General features: G+C 41.1%; 15 protein-coding genes and 1 tRNA gene. 11 read left to right on the top strand and 5 right to left on the bottom strand.

Going from position 1 to position 15,561, the window contains the following annotated elements:
* Window positions 1-6 precede the first annotated feature (6 nt).
* Window positions 7-753 (bottom strand): septal ring lytic transglycosylase RlpA family protein, encoded by a 747-nt coding sequence (locus tag H153_RS0104730; RefSeq protein ID WP_027720018.1) that lies wholly within the window; start codon window positions 751-753, stop codon window positions 7-9.
* A gap of 82 nt (window positions 754-835) precedes the next feature.
* Between H153_RS0104730 and rpiB the strand changes: the two genes are divergently transcribed.
* Window positions 836-1,297 carry a ribose 5-phosphate isomerase B gene (rpiB, locus tag H153_RS0104725; RefSeq protein ID WP_022846998.1) on the top strand — a complete coding sequence of 154 codons (462 nt, stop codon included), beginning with the start codon at window positions 836-838 and terminating at the stop codon, window positions 1,295-1,297.
* A gap of 17 nt (window positions 1,298-1,314) precedes the next feature.
* Window positions 1,315-2,574 carry a serine hydroxymethyltransferase gene (gene glyA / locus H153_RS0104720; protein WP_022846997.1) on the top strand — a complete coding sequence of 420 codons (1,260 nt, stop codon included), beginning with the start codon at window positions 1,315-1,317 and terminating at the stop codon, window positions 2,572-2,574.
* A 50-nt stretch (window positions 2,575-2,624) separates the two neighbouring features.
* On the opposite strand, the gene H153_RS0104715 is transcribed toward glyA, so the two are convergent.
* Both H153_RS0104715 and rpe read right to left on the bottom strand, forming a co-directional pair.
* Window positions 2,625-3,578 carry a ribose-phosphate pyrophosphokinase gene (locus tag H153_RS0104715; protein WP_022846996.1) on the bottom strand — a complete coding sequence of 318 codons (954 nt, stop codon included), beginning with the start codon at window positions 3,576-3,578 and terminating at the stop codon, window positions 2,625-2,627.
* Window positions 3,579-3,590: 12 nt separating this feature from the next.
* Complete coding sequence (rpe, locus tag H153_RS0104710; protein WP_022846995.1) at window positions 3,591-4,241, bottom strand: ribulose-phosphate 3-epimerase; 651 nt, start codon at window positions 4,239-4,241, stop codon at window positions 3,591-3,593.
* A 159-nt stretch (window positions 4,242-4,400) separates the two neighbouring features.
* Between rpe and H153_RS0104705 the strand changes: the two genes are divergently transcribed.
* Window positions 4,401-4,476: transfer RNA gene (locus H153_RS0104705), tRNA-Asn, on the top strand.
* 235 nt (window positions 4,477-4,711) lie between these two features.
* On the opposite strand, the gene H153_RS0104700 is transcribed toward H153_RS0104705, so the two are convergent.
* On the bottom strand, window positions 4,712-5,002 hold the full coding sequence (locus tag H153_RS0104700) for a hypothetical protein (RefSeq protein ID WP_022846994.1): 291 nt from the start codon (window positions 5,000-5,002) through the stop codon (window positions 4,712-4,714).
* 60 nt (window positions 5,003-5,062) lie between these two features.
* Window positions 5,063-5,359, bottom strand: coding sequence for a hypothetical protein (locus tag H153_RS0104695; RefSeq protein ID WP_022846993.1), 297 nt, complete (start codon window positions 5,357-5,359; stop codon window positions 5,063-5,065).
* 488 nt (window positions 5,360-5,847) lie between these two features.
* On the opposite strand from H153_RS0104695, the gene H153_RS0104685 reads away from it, so the two are divergent.
* The 8 genes from H153_RS0104685 to atpH all read left to right on the top strand — a co-directional run bounded on the left by H153_RS0104685 (window position 5,848) and on the right by atpH (window position 15,551).
* On the top strand, window positions 5,848-7,608 hold the full coding sequence (locus H153_RS0104685; protein ID WP_022846991.1) for an SLC13 family permease: 1,761 nt from the start codon (window positions 5,848-5,850) through the stop codon (window positions 7,606-7,608).
* 19 nt (window positions 7,609-7,627) lie between these two features.
* Window positions 7,628-8,239 (top strand): adenylyl-sulfate kinase, encoded by a 612-nt coding sequence (gene cysC / locus H153_RS0104680; protein WP_022846990.1) that lies wholly within the window; start codon window positions 7,628-7,630, stop codon window positions 8,237-8,239.
* Window positions 8,236-9,390: a sulfate adenylyltransferase gene (gene sat / locus H153_RS0104675; RefSeq protein WP_022846989.1), complete on the top strand. Its 1,155-nt coding sequence runs from the start codon at window positions 8,236-8,238 to the stop codon at window positions 9,388-9,390. The genes cysC and sat overlap by 4 nt, the downstream gene beginning before the upstream one ends.
* Window positions 9,391-9,481: 91 nt before the next feature.
* Window positions 9,482-13,051, top strand: a complete 3,570-nt coding sequence (gene rgy, locus H153_RS0104670; protein ID WP_022846988.1) for a reverse gyrase — start codon at window positions 9,482-9,484, stop codon at window positions 13,049-13,051.
* On the top strand, window positions 13,051-14,076 hold the full coding sequence (mnmA, locus tag H153_RS0104665) for a tRNA 2-thiouridine(34) synthase MnmA (protein ID WP_040371584.1): 1,026 nt from the start codon (window positions 13,051-13,053) through the stop codon (window positions 14,074-14,076). The genes rgy and mnmA overlap by 1 nt, the downstream gene beginning before the upstream one ends.
* 13 nt (window positions 14,077-14,089) lie before the next feature.
* Entirely contained in the window at window positions 14,090-14,527 is a 438-nt protein-coding gene (locus H153_RS0104660) for an ATP synthase F0 subunit B (RefSeq protein ID WP_022846987.1), read from the top strand.
* Between the two features lie 11 nt (window positions 14,528-14,538).
* Window positions 14,539-15,021: a F0F1 ATP synthase subunit B gene (gene atpF, locus H153_RS0104655; RefSeq protein WP_022846986.1), complete on the top strand. Its 483-nt coding sequence runs from the start codon at window positions 14,539-14,541 to the stop codon at window positions 15,019-15,021.
* The gene (gene atpH, locus H153_RS0104650) at window positions 15,018-15,551 is read left to right on the top strand and encodes an ATP synthase F1 subunit delta (RefSeq protein ID WP_022846985.1); all 534 of its coding nucleotides are present in this window, start codon (window positions 15,018-15,020) and stop codon (window positions 15,549-15,551) included. Before atpF ends, atpH begins: the two co-directional genes overlap by 4 nt.
* Window positions 15,552-15,561: the final 10 nt, after the last annotated feature.

Below are 15,561 nucleotides of genomic sequence, written 5' to 3'. Positions count from 1 at the left end.
TTACTCCTAATCTATTGTAAGGATAAAGGCGTCCGGGAATAGTTTCCTGATTTCTTCCTTTTTCTCCTGTGCTTTAACGTATGTAAGTTCCGGGCCAACAACAACCCTGTATAGTCCGTAAGCCATTACGATGTCTGCCTTTATTCCCGATTTTTTTACTTTATCCATGAAGGCTTTGGCGTTTGAATACTCTTTGAATGCAGCAAGCTGGACGAAGAAGTTGCCTTTTTGGTAGTTTTCCGTTACGTAGTGGTGGTCTTCTTTTCTTCCAAGGGCAATTATTTTCACCTTCGCCGTGCCTTTACCTAAGATGCCTAACTTTTCAGCGGCTGCGAAAGATAAGTCTATTATCCGTCCGGGGACGAAAGGTCCTCTATCATTTATCTTTACTATGGCTGTTTTTCCGTTTTCAAGGTTTATTACCTTAACGTACGTTCCGAGGGGGAGTGTTTTGTGAGCAGCGGTCATCTTGTACATGTTGTAGATTTCGCCGCTTGCCGTTTTCCTGCCGTGAAAGTTTGGTCCGTACCACGAGGCTATACCTATCTGTTCAAAGCCTTTACTGTGTTTAAGTACGCAGTAGCTTTTCCCGTTTACTCTGTAAATGGACTGGCATCCTTTAGCAAGAGTGGGTTTCTGTATAGTTTTAGCAGTTATTGGAGCTTTAATTTCTGGTGAGCCCTCTGGCCCCACCAGTGTGATACAACCGGAAATTAACGGTGCTATTAATATTACTGCCGCTTTTTTCTTCATACTCACCTCGGAAGTTTTCTCGTTGCAACAGTTGTGATTTTATATAATTTTATCCTCTCTTAAAATTACTACCGGAGGCGTTATGAAGATAGCCCTTGCAAGTGACCACGGCGGGTTCAGGTTGAAGGAAGTTATAAAGAGGTATCTTGATGAACTTGGTATTGAGTACGTTGACTTTGGCACGTTTTCGGAAGACTCTGTTGATTATCCGGATTATGCCTTAAAAGCTGCAAAAAGTATAATAAATGGTGAGACCGATAGAGGGATCTTTATATGCGGTACGGGTATTGGTATTTCTATTGCTGCAAACAAGGTTCCCGGAATTAGAGCGGCGCTTTGCTACAACATATTTGCTGCTGAAATGTCAAGAAGGCATAACAATGCAAATGTGCTTGCCCTTGGGGGAAGAGTTATAGGTGATGAACTTGCAAAATCAATAGTTAAAACGTGGCTTGAAACACCGTTTGACGGCGGAAGACACGAAAGGCGAATAAGAAAGATAGCAGAGATAGAGAAAACATTCATCTCTGAGCAGGAAAAATAATTTTCAGGAGGAGATAGATGAGAGGAAAAGTTAGAGAGTTTGACCCGGAAGTTTTTGAGGCGCTTAAGTGTGAGTACAGGCGTCAGAATGAACATCTTGAGCTCATTGCTTCTGAAAACTTCACAAGTGAAGCTGTTATGGAAGCTCAAGGTTCAGTTCTTACAAATAAGTATGCTGAAGGACTTCCGGGAAAAAGATACTACGGTGGATGTGAATGTGTAGATATCGTTGAGAAGCTTGCAATTGAAAGGTGTAAAAAACTTTTCGGTGCCGAGCACGTAAACGTTCAGCCCCATTCCGGTTCTCAGGCGAATCAAGCTGTTTACCTTGCCGTTCTAAAGCCGGGCGATACGATTCTCTCAATGAACCTTTCTCACGGTGGACACCTTTCTCACGGTTCACCTGTAAACATGACAGGTAAGTACTTTAAGGTTGTTCAGTACGGTGTCAGGAAAGACACTGAAACGATAGACTTTGACCAGGTTGCCCAGCTTGCAAGAGAACATAAGCCAAAACTTATAATCTGCGGTGCTTCTGCGTATCCGAGAATTATAGACTTTGATAAATTTAGAGAGATCGCTGACGAGGTTGGTGCTTATCTCATGGCTGACATAGCTCACATTGCCGGTCTTGTCGTTACCGGACTTCATCCTTCACCGATGGAAGCCTGCCACTTCGTTACAACGACAACACACAAGACACTCAGAGGACCCCGCGGTGGCGTTACAATGTGTAAGGCAGAGTTTGGTAAGGAGATAGACAAGGCTGTGTTCCCGGGACTTCAGGGTGGTCCTCTCATGCACGTCATAGCTGCTAAGGCCGTTGCTTTCAAAGAAGCGATGACACCGGAATTTAAGGCTTATCAGGAACAGGTTGTTCTTAACGCAAAAGCTATAGCTGAGGAACTTCAGAAGGAAGGGTTCAGAATCGTATCCGGCGGAACAGATAACCATCTTATGCTTGTTGACCTTACAGATAAAGGTATTACAGGAAAAGAGGCAGAAGCTGCTCTTGGAAAGGCTAACATTACGGTTAACAAAAATACAATTCCTTTTGATACAAGAAGTCCATTTGTTACAAGTGGTATAAGGATAGGTACTCCTGCCGTAACGACAAGAGGTATTAAAGAACAGGAAGCAAGGAGAATTGCTCAGCTAATTGCAACTGTTCTTAAGAACATCAATGACGATGCTGTGATAGCAAAGGTTAGAGAAGAAGTTATTGAAATTTGCGGGAAGCACCCGCTCTACCCTGAAATGGCATCACTCTATCAGTAAGAATTTGATTTTTATTTGTGGAGGGCGGGCTTTTAAGCCCGCCTTTTTTGTTAGAAGTTGAACATTTTGCTGACTGATTCACCAAAGTGAATTCTTCTTATTGCTTCTGCAAGCATGCCTGATATAGAGAGAACCTTTGCACCTTCAAATGCTTTATCGCCAAGAGGAATGGTGTCTGTAACAACAACCTCTTTCAGGACACCTTCTTTAACAGCTTTTGACAGCCTTTCAACGGCAGGTCCTGAAAATACGGGATGTGTACATGTTGCGTAAACTTCAGTAGCGCCCCTTTCTTTTATTGCCTTTGCGGCGTTGACGATTGTTCCGGCAGTATCTATGATGTCATCGATGATGATTGCCTTCTTTCCTTCAACTTCACCTATGATGTTCATAACCTCTGCAACGTTTGGTTTGGGTCTTCTTTTGTCTATTATTGCAATCGGTGCGTTAAATACCTTTGCAAAGTTTCTCGCCCTGGCAACGCCACCAATGTCAGGTGACACGACAACCGTATCTTCTTCATCAAAGCCAAGTCTTAAGAAGTAGTCTGCAAGAACCGGTCTTGCTTCGAGGTGATCAACAGGCAGGTCAAAAAAGCCTTCTACCTGCTTTGCGTGAAGGTCAACGACAACTATGTGGTTAACGCCGGCAACACTAATAATATCTGCAAGTAAACGTGCGGAGATAGGATCTCTTGGATTAACTTTTCTATCCTGTCTTCCGTAAGCAAAATAAGGAATTACGGCTGTTATTCTTCCTGCAGAGGCCCTCTTGAGCGCGTCTGCAAGCAGAAGTAGTTCCATTATGTAATCATTGGAAGGACTGCACAGAGGTTGGATGATAAAAACATCGTCGTCTCTGACGCTCTCGTTAAGTACAACCTGAATTTCGCCGTCGCTGAACCTTCCTACGGTGACATTGGCAAGAGGAATTCCAAGGTGTCCTGCAACGGCTTTTGCAAGTTCTGGGTTTGCGTTTCCTGTAATCAGTTTTACCTGATTCATTGATACCTCCATCTATCCGATTAATTGTTTAAATTTCTTTACATTTTCTTCTATATTACCTTTAAACACGGCTGAACCTGCAACTGCAACTTCAACGCCGGCGGCGATTATTTCGGAAACGTTATCAAGCTTTACGCCGCCGTCTATCTCTATTAGAAATTTTAAGTCTTTTTCCTCTTTCCACTTTTTTAGCTTTTTAACCTTTTCAAGTGTTTGTGGAATGAACTTTTGACCGCCAAATCCCGGGTTTACAGACATTACGAGAACAAAATCAACAAAGGGCAGGATGTCTGTTAGAAATTCCACCGGAGTTGCAGGATTTATAACAACGCCTGCTTTTTTATCCAATTCTTTTATCATTGATACAGTTCTATGGAGGTGAATCGAAGCTTCAAAGTGAACAGATATCCAGTCAGCGCCGGCATCGGCGAAGGCTTTCACGTACTTTTCGGGCTCTACTATCATAAGATGAACGTCAAGGGGCTTATCAGTGACTTTTCTTATGGATTCTACAACGCAGGGGCCTATGGTGATGTTTGGAACAAAACGGCCGTCCATCACATCAACATGAATGACGTCTGCGCCTGCCTGCACAGCCTTTTTAATGTCTCTTTCCAGGTTTGCAAAATCTGCCGAGAGGATGGAAGGGGCAAGTAGAGCCATTTAAAACCTCCAATAACTATTCTACATCAGAGAGTCAGATACCTGAATTATAGATAATGTTTCAGTAGTATGACAGTCTTCGTCTAAAAATTTGTAAAAATGTCGGTGTTGATTATTGACACCGGAGAAGGAAATGCCTATATTATTCACCGTCAAGGTTCCCCGGTAGCTCAGCGGGTAGAGCGGGTGGCTGTTAACCACCAGGTCGCTGGTTCGAGGCCGGCCCGGGGAGCCATTTTTTATTTAGAATATACAAAAACAAAAAGAAATGGAACAACGTATCATTACATGTAATTACATATCACTCTTCCAAAATCCAAAGTCTTTCAATAAATATTAGAGTTTTATAAAAAAGGGTGTTCCGTTTTTCCGTGAATGGTGTCCAAAAACGTGATATATCACGTGATATTTCACTTTGCAATCAAAATAGTTAAGCAGCCAAGAAGTGTCATGAAGATGTCCATTGATGGCTAAATAAAAGTGAAACATATGCCAATAGCTGCGCCAACAATAAAGTGAAGTGCCCTGTTGCTTTCGTATTGGAATATGAAAGGGACGGAACATCTGTGGGAGGAGAAAAATTCTTCAAGCTGTTCTTTTTCCTCCTGAGATAGGGCGGAGAAGCTGAGCCTGAATAGGATTTTCGGTCTGCTCCAGCGCTGGCGAACCTGTTCAACGCCGTTTTCAAACGTTACGGCGATTACAGGATCCATGTATTCTTTGGTTATTTCTACTTCCGGAGAGATAGGCAGGATATCCATATACGCTCCCGGCTTCTTTTATTCCCTTTGAAATTGGGCTTGGCCGGGAGTAGATGCTGTTTACTGTGGCGATTGAACGGGAAATTCTTGAAAAATAGTAAGGTCAATGCCGAGGCGTTTCATTAGGTCCAAAAAATAGTCAAGCAGTTCAGGCTGCTTTTCTGCTATGCGGGCATAAATCTTAGGTAAGTATTTTTTGTCAATGGCCCTTACTTCTTCTCCGTCAAGTTTTACTCTAAAATACCAAAAATCCTCAAGATCTGCTAAAACACTAAGCCGGTTTTCAGGCTCAACTTCCTCTACCCAGCCTTTCAAGAAGTCTTCGTATTTCTCTACTCTCTCTCTGTATGTCCTCATTGAGCGGTATCTCCTCTATAAGATCTCCTTTTTCATAAAGCCTGTTATGTTTCCACATTCCCCAGTTCTTAAATATATCCAATTCATGTTCCTGGAGCTTTATATAACAATTCTGTTGAACTCTGCCTCAGGGGAAATTAATAGAGCTACTTTATCAACGTGAGCCAAGGTTTGAAGGAATTTTAGTTACAAATTAGTTTTCCCTTAAATATCAATTTGGAAAAGGTCTCCCTGGAAGGTCAGAAAGGATGTTTTAGTGACTACAAAACTAAGATCAAGGATAATATCTCAAGTTTTGATTGCGGGTAATGGATTGCTCCACCGCAAGCGGCTGGGAGAGAATTTCCGTGCAGGAGGATATTTCCAGCGATGACGATGTAAAGATGGGACAAATAGATGATGAGCATTACAAATATGTTTTAATTGCATTCCCTGAACTTCTTTTAATGTATTAAAATAATGGTAATTGGCGTTCAGGAGACAGATTTATGGGTATTCAGGCGTTAATCCTATTTGCCTCTATTGCCGTTTTAATTTTTTTCCTTTATAAGGAAACATTTCATCCGGCCGCTTCGTTTACCATAGTTGTTTCCTTCCTTGTTGTAGTTGGAATCTTAACGCCCCATCAGGCGCTTTCCGGATTTTCTAATGAACAGATTGCCCTTATAGCGCTTTTACTTGTTGTTAGTTCTATAATTAAAAACTTCCGTATAACTGGCTACATTTTTAGCAGGTTGATGGATGAGAGTCTCTCTTATAAGAGATTTCTTTTACGTTTGATGGGAACGGTTTCCTTTTTTTCTGCATTTTTGAACAATACACCGATAGTTGCTGCGTTAATTCCCTACGTCTATAATTGGGGAAAAAAGAAAGGAATTTCACCTTCCAAATTGCTGATTCCCCTTTCTTACGCTGCGATTTTAGGAGGAACGGTTACCCTTATAGGTACCTCAACAAACCTTGTCGTTAATGGTCTTGCCGTTAATGCGGGATTGAAGCCTCTTAAAATTTTTGATTTCAGCTATGTGGGTATTCCTGCTGTTATGGCTGGTATTGCTTATATGCTAATTTGGGGACACAGATTGCTTCCTGATAGAAAGGATGCCGTATCTGCGTTTCTTGAGAAGAAAAAAGAGTATCTTGTCGAGACAATTGTTCCGGAAGGTTCCAACATAGCCGGTAAAACGGTTGAAGAGGCAAGGTTAAGGAATCTTAAAGGGCTTTTCCTGGTTGAAATTATAAGGGAAAAAGAGAGAATAACACCTGTTTCACCGAAAGACGTCATAAAGGAGAACGATGTTCTTATCTTTGCCGGCGAAACAGAAAGAATAATTGAGCTTGTTAACGGTGAGAATGGATTCAAATTACCGCCTGTCTGTTCTTTTGGCGACGATAAGGTGGAGCTTGTTGAAGCTCTTGTTCCACAGAATTCTTCTCTCATTGGTAAGAAGGTAAAGGAGACGAATTTCAGAGGGCGGTTTGATGCGGCAATTGTTGCTGTTCACAGGAATGGTGAAAGGCTAAAAGGTAAGATAGGAAACATTGTTTTAAAACCGGGAGATCTTCTTTTGATTCTTGCCGGGAAAAACTTCTGGGATAGGGTTTCCGATTCTGACGATATCTATGTGATTTCCAGGGTAAGAGAGATTGTTAACATTGATCAGAAAAAAGCCCTCCCTGTTCTTGTTGGTTTTTTTATTGCAATTTTGCTTTCCGCTTTGAGAATAATTCCACTTTTTGAATCGTTGTTGTTTCTTATTTCTATTTTTGTTGTTTTCAGGATAGCCACTTACAGTCAAATTAAAAGGAGCCTTGATCTTAACATTATTATTATTGCAGCTCTTTCTATTGCAATTGGTAAGGCGATGGTTGGGACGGGACTTGCCCAGGCTATAGCAGATGTTGTTGTTCCCTTTTCTGTTCCATTTGGAATAACATCCGCATTACTTGTTATTTATCTTATAACAAACGTTTTGACGGAGTTTATAACAAACCTTGCTGCAGCTTCCATAACATTTCCAATAGCAGTATCGGTTGCCCGGAAACTTTCTGTTGAACCTAAAGCTTTCGTTTTAGCTGTCGCGTTTGCCGCTTCTGCCAGTTTTTTAACTCCAATAGGTTATCAGACCAACCTTTTAGTCTATGGTCCAGGTAACTACCGTTTTAGAGATTTTTTAAAAGTCGGCTTTCCGTTATCGTTAATATACATGTTTGTTACAATTGCCGTGTTGAAACTGGTGTTTTTATAAAAGTTTTTAGGAGGTAGTTGTGACTCAGAAATTTATTATTCCCCATAAGGGACGTATTACACGGGAAGATAGAGAGAAAATGAAGAGTCATAAGTCTTTTATACTCTGGTTTACGGGACTTTCAGGTTCAGGAAAGTCAACACTTTCTCACCGTGTTGAAGAGAAACTTTACGAAATGGGTGTTCACACGTACGTTCTTGATGGTGATAATGTGAGGATGGGTTTGAACAGGGATTTAGGATTTTCTGAAGAGGATAGAAGAGAGAATATCCGCAGGATAGGTGAAGTTGCAAAGCTTTTTGTTGATGCAGGTGTTGTTGTTCTTACCGCTTTCATTTCCCCTTACAGGAGAGACAGAGATTTTGTGAGAGGGCTGGTAGGAGAAGGTGATTTTATAGAGGTTTACGTTAAGTGTCCTCTTGAGGTGTGTGAAAGTAGAGATCCGAAAGGTCTTTATAAAAAGGCAAGGGCCGGGATAATCAAAAATTTCACGGGTATTGATGATCCTTACGAGGAGCCTCTCAATCCTGAAATAGTTGTTGAAACAGATAAGGAGTCTATTGATGAGTGTGCAGATAAAATAATTTCTTATCTGATAGAGAGAAGATTGATAAAGGGAGGAGATAGATGATAGTACCGCACGGAGGAGAGCTCATAAACAAACTGCCAACACCAGAAGAGAGAAAAGAGCTTCTAAAAAAAGTTGAATCTTTACCAAAGGTTGTTGCTGGAAACAGATATGTTGGTCACTGTGAGATGATAGCGATAGGAGGCTATTCGCCGCTTGAAGGGTTTATGACTAAGGAAGAGGCTGAATCTGTCATTAAAGATGTTCATCTTCCCAACGGTCTTTTGTGGTCAATTCCTGTTGTTCTCCCGGTTCCGGAGGAACTCTGGAAGAGCGTGAAACCGGGTGATGAGATAGCCATTTACGATGTTCATAATAGACCTATAGCCATTGTGGTTGTTGATGATAAATATACTCTTGACCTTGACTTCTACTGTCAGAATGTTTTTAAAACTACTGATGAGAACCATCCTGGTGTTGCTTTTATAAAGAGTGCAGGTGATAAGTTTATCGGTGGTGAAATAGTAAGGCTTTTGAACAGACCTGTAAGAGAAGGTATTGATGAACGCTACTATCAGGATCCTGTTGTTGTGAGAAAGATTATTGAAGAGAAAGGCTGGAAAAATGTTGTTGCTTTTCAGACGAGGAATCCTATCCATAGAGCTCATGAGTACATAATAAAGTGTGCCCTTGAGACGATGGATGGTGCACTTATCCATCCACTTGTCGGTGAAACAAAGAAAGATGATATTCCTGCGCCTGTTAGGATGCAGTGTTATGAGGTTCTTATAGAGAATTACTTTAATAAGAATCGCATTCACCTTTCTGTTCTTCCGGCGCCCATGCACTATGCTGGTCCGAGGGAGGCGGTTCACCACATGCTTATGAGGAAGAATTACGGCTGTACTCACATGATAATAGGTAGAGATCATGCAGGTGTCGGGGATTATTATGGCACTTATGAAGCACAGGAGTTTGTTGAACAGTTTGTGGATGAACTCGGTATCAAACCTTTAAAGTTTGAACACGCTTTTTACTGTGTTAAATGTGAGAACATGGCAACGGCAAAAACATGTCCCCACTCCAAAGAGGATCACATCCATTTAAGTGGGACAAAGGTTAGAGCAATGCTCAGGGAAGGTAAGAAACCGCCCAAGCAGTTTTCAAGGCCTGAGGTTGCTGAGGTTCTCATAAAGTGGGCTACGAACGCCTGATATACTCTCTCTTTTTGGTTGTAAGCGGTTGAAGGCGGCTTTTAAGCCGCCTTTTTTTATAATAAAGCAATGTTTTTTTGGGGAGGTTTCCGTGAAAACGGCCATTTTTCATAATCTCTGCCCCAACTGTCAGGGGGATATAGGAAGTGATAGATTAGAGATGGGGCTTCCCTGTGTGATGTGCCTTTCAGATGTTGATGAACCAAATTCACGGGAAAAAATATGTGAATTACTTAAAGAAAAGGGCAATCTTAAGTATTTCAAAATTGTCTGCGACGTTCTCCATTTTACTGAAAAGTTCGCCTCTTTCTTTAGAGAAAAAACCGGTTTTATTCCCTGGTCGCTTCAGGTTACTTGGGCTAAAAGGGTTGCCCTCGGTCGTTCCTTTTCTTTAATTGCACCTACCGGTATTGGAAAAACGACATGGGGAATAACAACAGCCGCTTTTTTGAAAGGTAAATCTTACATTGTCGTTCCAACGCGTATTCTTGTTCAGCAGGTCTATGAAAGAGTTAAAGAAATAACAGATAGAGAAGTTGTAGCCTATACAGGAAAGAAGAAAGAGAAAGAGAGGATCTTTTCCGGCGATTTTGAGATTCTTATTACTACGACGAACTTTCTTTATAAAAACTGGGAACAGATCCCTTCGGGTTTTGAGTTTGTTTTTATTGATGATGTTGATTCTATTTTAAAGAGCGGAAGAAACATAGATAAAGTTTTGAGGGTTGTTGGGTTTAGCGAAGAGGCTTTATCTACTGCCATGGAAATTGTTGATGTTAAGCGAAAACTTGTTGCAGCTTCTTCTGACAGATTTAAGGAGCGCCTCCTAAGGAGATTGAATTACCTTGAAAGAAGGTTGAAACCTTTAAAAGAATCTGTGAAAACGGTTCTGGTTGTTTCTTCTGCTACAGCATCTCCCCGTTCAAGGAGGATAAAACTTTTCAGAGAGCTTCTTGATTTTGAGGTTGGAAAGACAGGAACTTCTCTGAGAAACGTTGAAGACGTGGCTGTTTTCACAGAAGCTTCTCCTTTAGATGAAGCTTTAGATCTTATTAAAACTTTTGGGAAAGGTGTCTTTGTTTTTGTTTCTGAAGCTTATGGGAAGGAGTTTGTTGATGATGTCGTTTCTTACTTTCGACGGCAGGGTATTTCAGCCCTTTCGTATGAAGATTTTTCGGTTGACAGGTTTGATGAGTTCAGGAAGGGTAGTATAGAGGCAGTTGTTGGCATTGCAAGTTACAGAAATCCTCTTGCCAGGGGAATAGACATACCTGACGCTGTAAGGTATGCTGTTTTCATAGGTGTCCCGAGGATGAAGTTCCCCTTTGAGGTTTCTCTTTCTCCGTCCCGCCTATTTACCTTCATTTTGGTGTGTCGCGAATTTCTTGAACAGGATAAAGTGACTGCCTATCTTCCTTTTTTAAAAAAGTATCTCACTCTTACAGAGGAAAAACTTGACAACTATCCATCTGTTAAGAAGAAGGTTGAAGAGATTGCGGAATATTTGAGGCGGAAGCTTTCTGACAGAGATTTTATTGAAAAGATAAAGAAAAGTGATTCGGTGTTTTTGGAAGAGGAAAACGGAAGGCTGTTTCTTGTTGTTGGCGATTCTGCCGGTTATATTCAGGCTTCTGGCAGAACGTCAAGGATGTTTGCCGGTGGTCTTACAAAAGGTGTTTCCTTCCTTATAGTTGATAGTATGAAAGCGTTTAACTCTTTGCGAAAGAGATTGCTTCTTTTCCTTGAAGATGTCAATTTCAGAGTGCTTGAAACCGATAAAGGAAAAGAGATAGCTTTAAAGAAAGGTTTCGGGCTAATTACTGTTGGAGAACTTAAAAAAATCTTCGAACAGGTTGACAGGGATAGGGAACGTGTTAAAGCCATTCTTGAGGGAAGGATAAAGGTAGAAGCGGGAGAGCTTGTTAAACCGACTCTTGTCGTTGTTGAATCACCTCATAAGGCCAGAACAATTGCGTCATTTTTTGGCAATCCTGTAAGAAGAAGAATTAACGGTGTTGATGCTTACGAAGTTAATGCTGGCGACAGGCTTTTCATCATAACCGCGTCTAAAGGTCACATTTTTGACCTGACAATAAAGGACGGTGTATGGGGTGTTGTTTCAGAAGGTGGAATGTTTATTCCCGTTTACGGGACAATAAAGCGGTGTTCTCGCTGTGGTTATCAAGGAGTGGAGCCGTTCTGTCCCCGCTGTGGGAAGCCTATGGACGTTGATAAGATGGAAGTTGTTTCTGCTTTAAGGTCACTTGCCGTTGAGGTTGACGAAATCTTTGTTGCGTCTGACCCGGATACAGAAGGGGAAAAGATAGGGTGGGATGTTGCCCTTTCTCTGAAACCTTATCAAAAAAACATAAAACGTGCTGAATTCCATGAGATTACAAGGAAGGCCTTCAATAACGCTGTGGCAAAGCCGAGGGAGATTGATGAAAACCTTGTGAAAGCTCAAATAGTCAGGAGAATAGCCGACAGATGGGTCGGGTTTTCATTAAGCCAAAATCTTCAAAAATTCTTTGGTAAGAAGTGGCTTTCGGCTGGAAGGGTTCAGACGCCTGTTTTAGGCTGGGTTATAGAAAGGGAAAGAAAGAGCAGGGAGAAGAAGACTTTTTTAGAAGTTTTTTCTGACAGGGGTGTCTTTGAATTTTTAGCTGAAGGAATTGATTTAAAAGATGCTCCCGGTCTTAAGCTTAAATATAAGGTGTTGAAAAGAGAGAAGGTAGATAAGAATCCGCCCCCGCCTTTTAACACGGGAGATATGATAAAAACGGCTTCTTTTGAGCTTAATTTTTCTGCAGAGAAGGTTATGTCCCTTGCTCAGGAACTTTTTGAAGGCGGTTTCATAACGTACCACAGAACAGATTCGGTAAGGGTTTCTTCTGCAGGTATTGAAGTTGCCAGGGAGTTTATTTTGGAAAAGTTCGGTGAGGAATTTTTCAAACCAAGAAAGTGGGGTGAAGGTGGTGCCCATGAGTGTATCAGGCCTGTCAGACCGATGACCGCTGATACGCTCAGAGCCTCTATGTCTGTTACAGGGGGTAATCTTTCTGAAGACCATGTGAGGCTTTATGACCTTATTTTTAAGAGGTTCATGGCTTCTCAAATGGTTCCGTTTACCGTTGAGGTTTTTAGATTGACTTTAAGTCTTGAACCGCCTGGTTTGAGTGAAGAAAAAGAGTTTTATGGAAAGATTTTAAAAGATGGCTGGAACCTTATCCTTCCAATTTCGTTGCTTTACATGCCTTTTGAATCGGAGGAAGGAGAAGTTGAAGTTAAAAAGGTTAATGTTAAAAAAGTGCCGGTTATTTATCCTTTTACCCAGGGAGAGCTTGTTGAGGAGATGAAGAGGAAAGGTATCGGTCGGCCATCAACGTACGCAAAGATTGTTCAAACGCTTCTTGATAGAAACTATGTGGTTGAAAAAGGAAAGTTTCTATATCCAACCTCTCTTGGAAAAACGGTTTATAGGTATCTTTCAAAGAATTTTAGTTCTTACGTTAGTGAATCTTTTACCAGAGAACTTGAAAGGTTGATGGATATGGTTGAAGAGGGAAAAGTGGACTATCAGACAATTATAGATAGTCTAAAGGATGTTCTGAAATTTGCCGATGCTGGCGTTGAGGTTGCCGTTAACGAAGGAGAGGTTTGATGGAAAAAGAAGTTATTTTGGGTTTTAGCGGTGGCGTTGATAGTTTTTACTCGGCTTACCTTTTAAAGCAGCAGGGATTTAAAGTTTTTCCCGTCCTTTTCCGTCTTTCAGGGAAAGAAGATATTAAAAAGGCAGAAAAGAGCGCAGAACTTCTTGGATTGAAGTTAACGGTCATTGATTATAGAGAGCTTTTTAGGAAAGTTGTTGTTGACTACTTTATCAATTCTTACAGGAAAGGAATTACGCCAAACCCGTGCGTTGTTTGTAACCGAGAAATAAAGATGAAAAAACTCTATGAACTTTCATTAAAGACGGGAATTCCGTTGGTCGCTACCGGTCATTATGCAAGGTGTGTCTATTCGGCGGATTTTTCTCAGAAGGTTATCGTTAGAGGAGTGGAGAGGAATAAAGAGCAGTCTTACTTCCTTTCAATGGTGAGTAGGGATATTGTTGATAGATTGATTCTACCACTTGAGAATTTGACGAAAAATGAAGTTATAAATGGTGCGGAGTCTCTTGGGTTTAATTTCAGTGGTGAAAGTCAGGATATCTGTTTTATAAAGGGGAGTCTCTATTCCTTTCTGCGAAAGCATATAGGAAAAAAGAAGGGTATTTTTGTTCTTTCTGATGGTACCGAGATAGGAAAGTTTAACGCTTTTTACAGATACACCGTTGGTCAAAGGAGAGGGCTTGGCATCTCTTATAGGCATCCTCTATATGTTTTAAAAATTGATGTTGAAAACAATAAAATAATACTTGGTTCGAAGGACGAACTTTTGAAAGACAGTTTTTATGTAAAAGATACTGTCTGGCAGGTTTCGCCAGAGAAGTTTAGAGACAGACCTGTTGAGGTTCAGGTGAGACACAGAGGTAAAACGGCGGCAGTTAAAGAGTTTATACTATTGAAAAATGGCAGAATTTTTGTAAAATTACAGGCGAGTTTAGAGGCACCTACTCCGGGGCAGGTGTGTGCCTTTTACAGCGGTAACACACTCCTTGGAGGAGGAGAGATAACTACACTGTGAGAGGGGTTAGGCTATGGAAGGAAATATTGTAAGTCTCAACGCCACGGTCATCATCCAGATGATCAACTTTCTTGTTTTTATGGTGATTATGGACAAAGTCCTGTTTAAACCTATGATCACCCATCTTGCTAAAAGGGATGAAGAGCTTAATGTCCTGAAAATCGAAGCGGAAGAGTTGCGGAAGAACGCAGAGAAATTCCTGCAAGAGTATCAGGCCGTAATAGCTGAAGCGAGAGAGAAAGCGAAAGAAATTCTCAACGCTGCTCTTAAAGAGGCGAAGGAAGAGAAAGAAAAGATAATTGCGAAAGCTCAGGAAGAAATGCAGGCCAAGGTTGAAAAAGCTAAAGCTGAGATTTGGGCCTCTTTCGAGCAGGAGAAAGAAAAGCTTGCTGAAAGAGTTGATGAAATTGCCAGTGAAATTGTTGAGAAGCTTCTCAAGAAAGCGGCTTAAGGGGGTTTAGAATGGATTCTATGCTTATGTGGAGGACGATTAACACCATCATTCTTGTGGCGCTCCTTTATAAAGTTTTGAAGAAACCCGTTGGTAATATGCTTACAGAGGGTATTAATGGTGTTATTGGTAAGTTTGAGGCTGCCCAGAAAGAGAAAGAGGAAGCGCTTAAGCTTTTAAAGGAAGCGGAAAAGAAAGCAAAAGAGGCTAAGGCAGAAGCCGAGGAGATTATTAAACACGCTGAAGAGGTTGCAGAAAAGCAGAAAGCTCAGATGGTTGCCGAAGCGAAAGAGATGGCAGAAAGAATTCTATCTGCTGCCGATGAAGAGATTGAAAGGGAAGTTCTTAAAGCTAAAAAGGAGCTTCAGGTTTACGCCGCTGCTCAGGCTGTGGAACTTGCTAAAGAAAAGATTAAAGGTCAGGTTGACGAAGAGTTCAACAAGAAAGTTATCAAAACAAGCCTTTCCCAAATCGCTAAGGAGGGAGTGCTTTGAAAAAGGATGTGAGAACGGCTAAAAAGTACGCTAAAGAGCTTGTGAATAAGCTTTCAAAGCAGGAGCTTGAGGAAGTACACGAAGAGCTTTACGAAGTTGCCTCTCTTTTTGATGAAAAAGCCATAAAGTATCTTGCAAGTCCTGCAGTTGACAGGAAAGAGAAGTTTGAGTTTGTTAAAAAGATTCTGGATAAAATTGATGTAACCATCGAACTTAAAGAAGTGCTTCTTGAAATGGCCGAGAAAGGACATTTCCATCTCATCAAATTAGTAGAAAAAGAGTTTAAGAAGTACGTTGATTTCATTCTTGGAAGAGTTCAGGGTGAGCTTATAAGTACAACAAAACTTGATAAGGAAACAATCAGATTCGTTAAAAAGCAGGTGGAAAAACTTTCAGGGAAAAAAGTTGGCCTTGAAGTTGTTGTTGACCCTTCAATTATAGGTGGCTTTATCGTAAAAGTTGGTGACAGGGTTATCGACGCTTCCATAAAGACTCAGCTTGAAAACCTGAAAAAAGAACTTGCAGAATAAGATAGAGAGG

Origin of the sequence: Desulfurobacterium sp. TC5-1 (genome assembly GCF_000421485.1) — a bacterium.
GTDB lineage: Bacteria > Aquificota > Aquificia > Desulfurobacteriales > Desulfurobacteriaceae > Desulfurobacterium_A.
The sequence above is the reverse complement of the archived record's forward strand: the minus strand, read 5'-3'. Positions and strand labels throughout refer to the sequence as shown.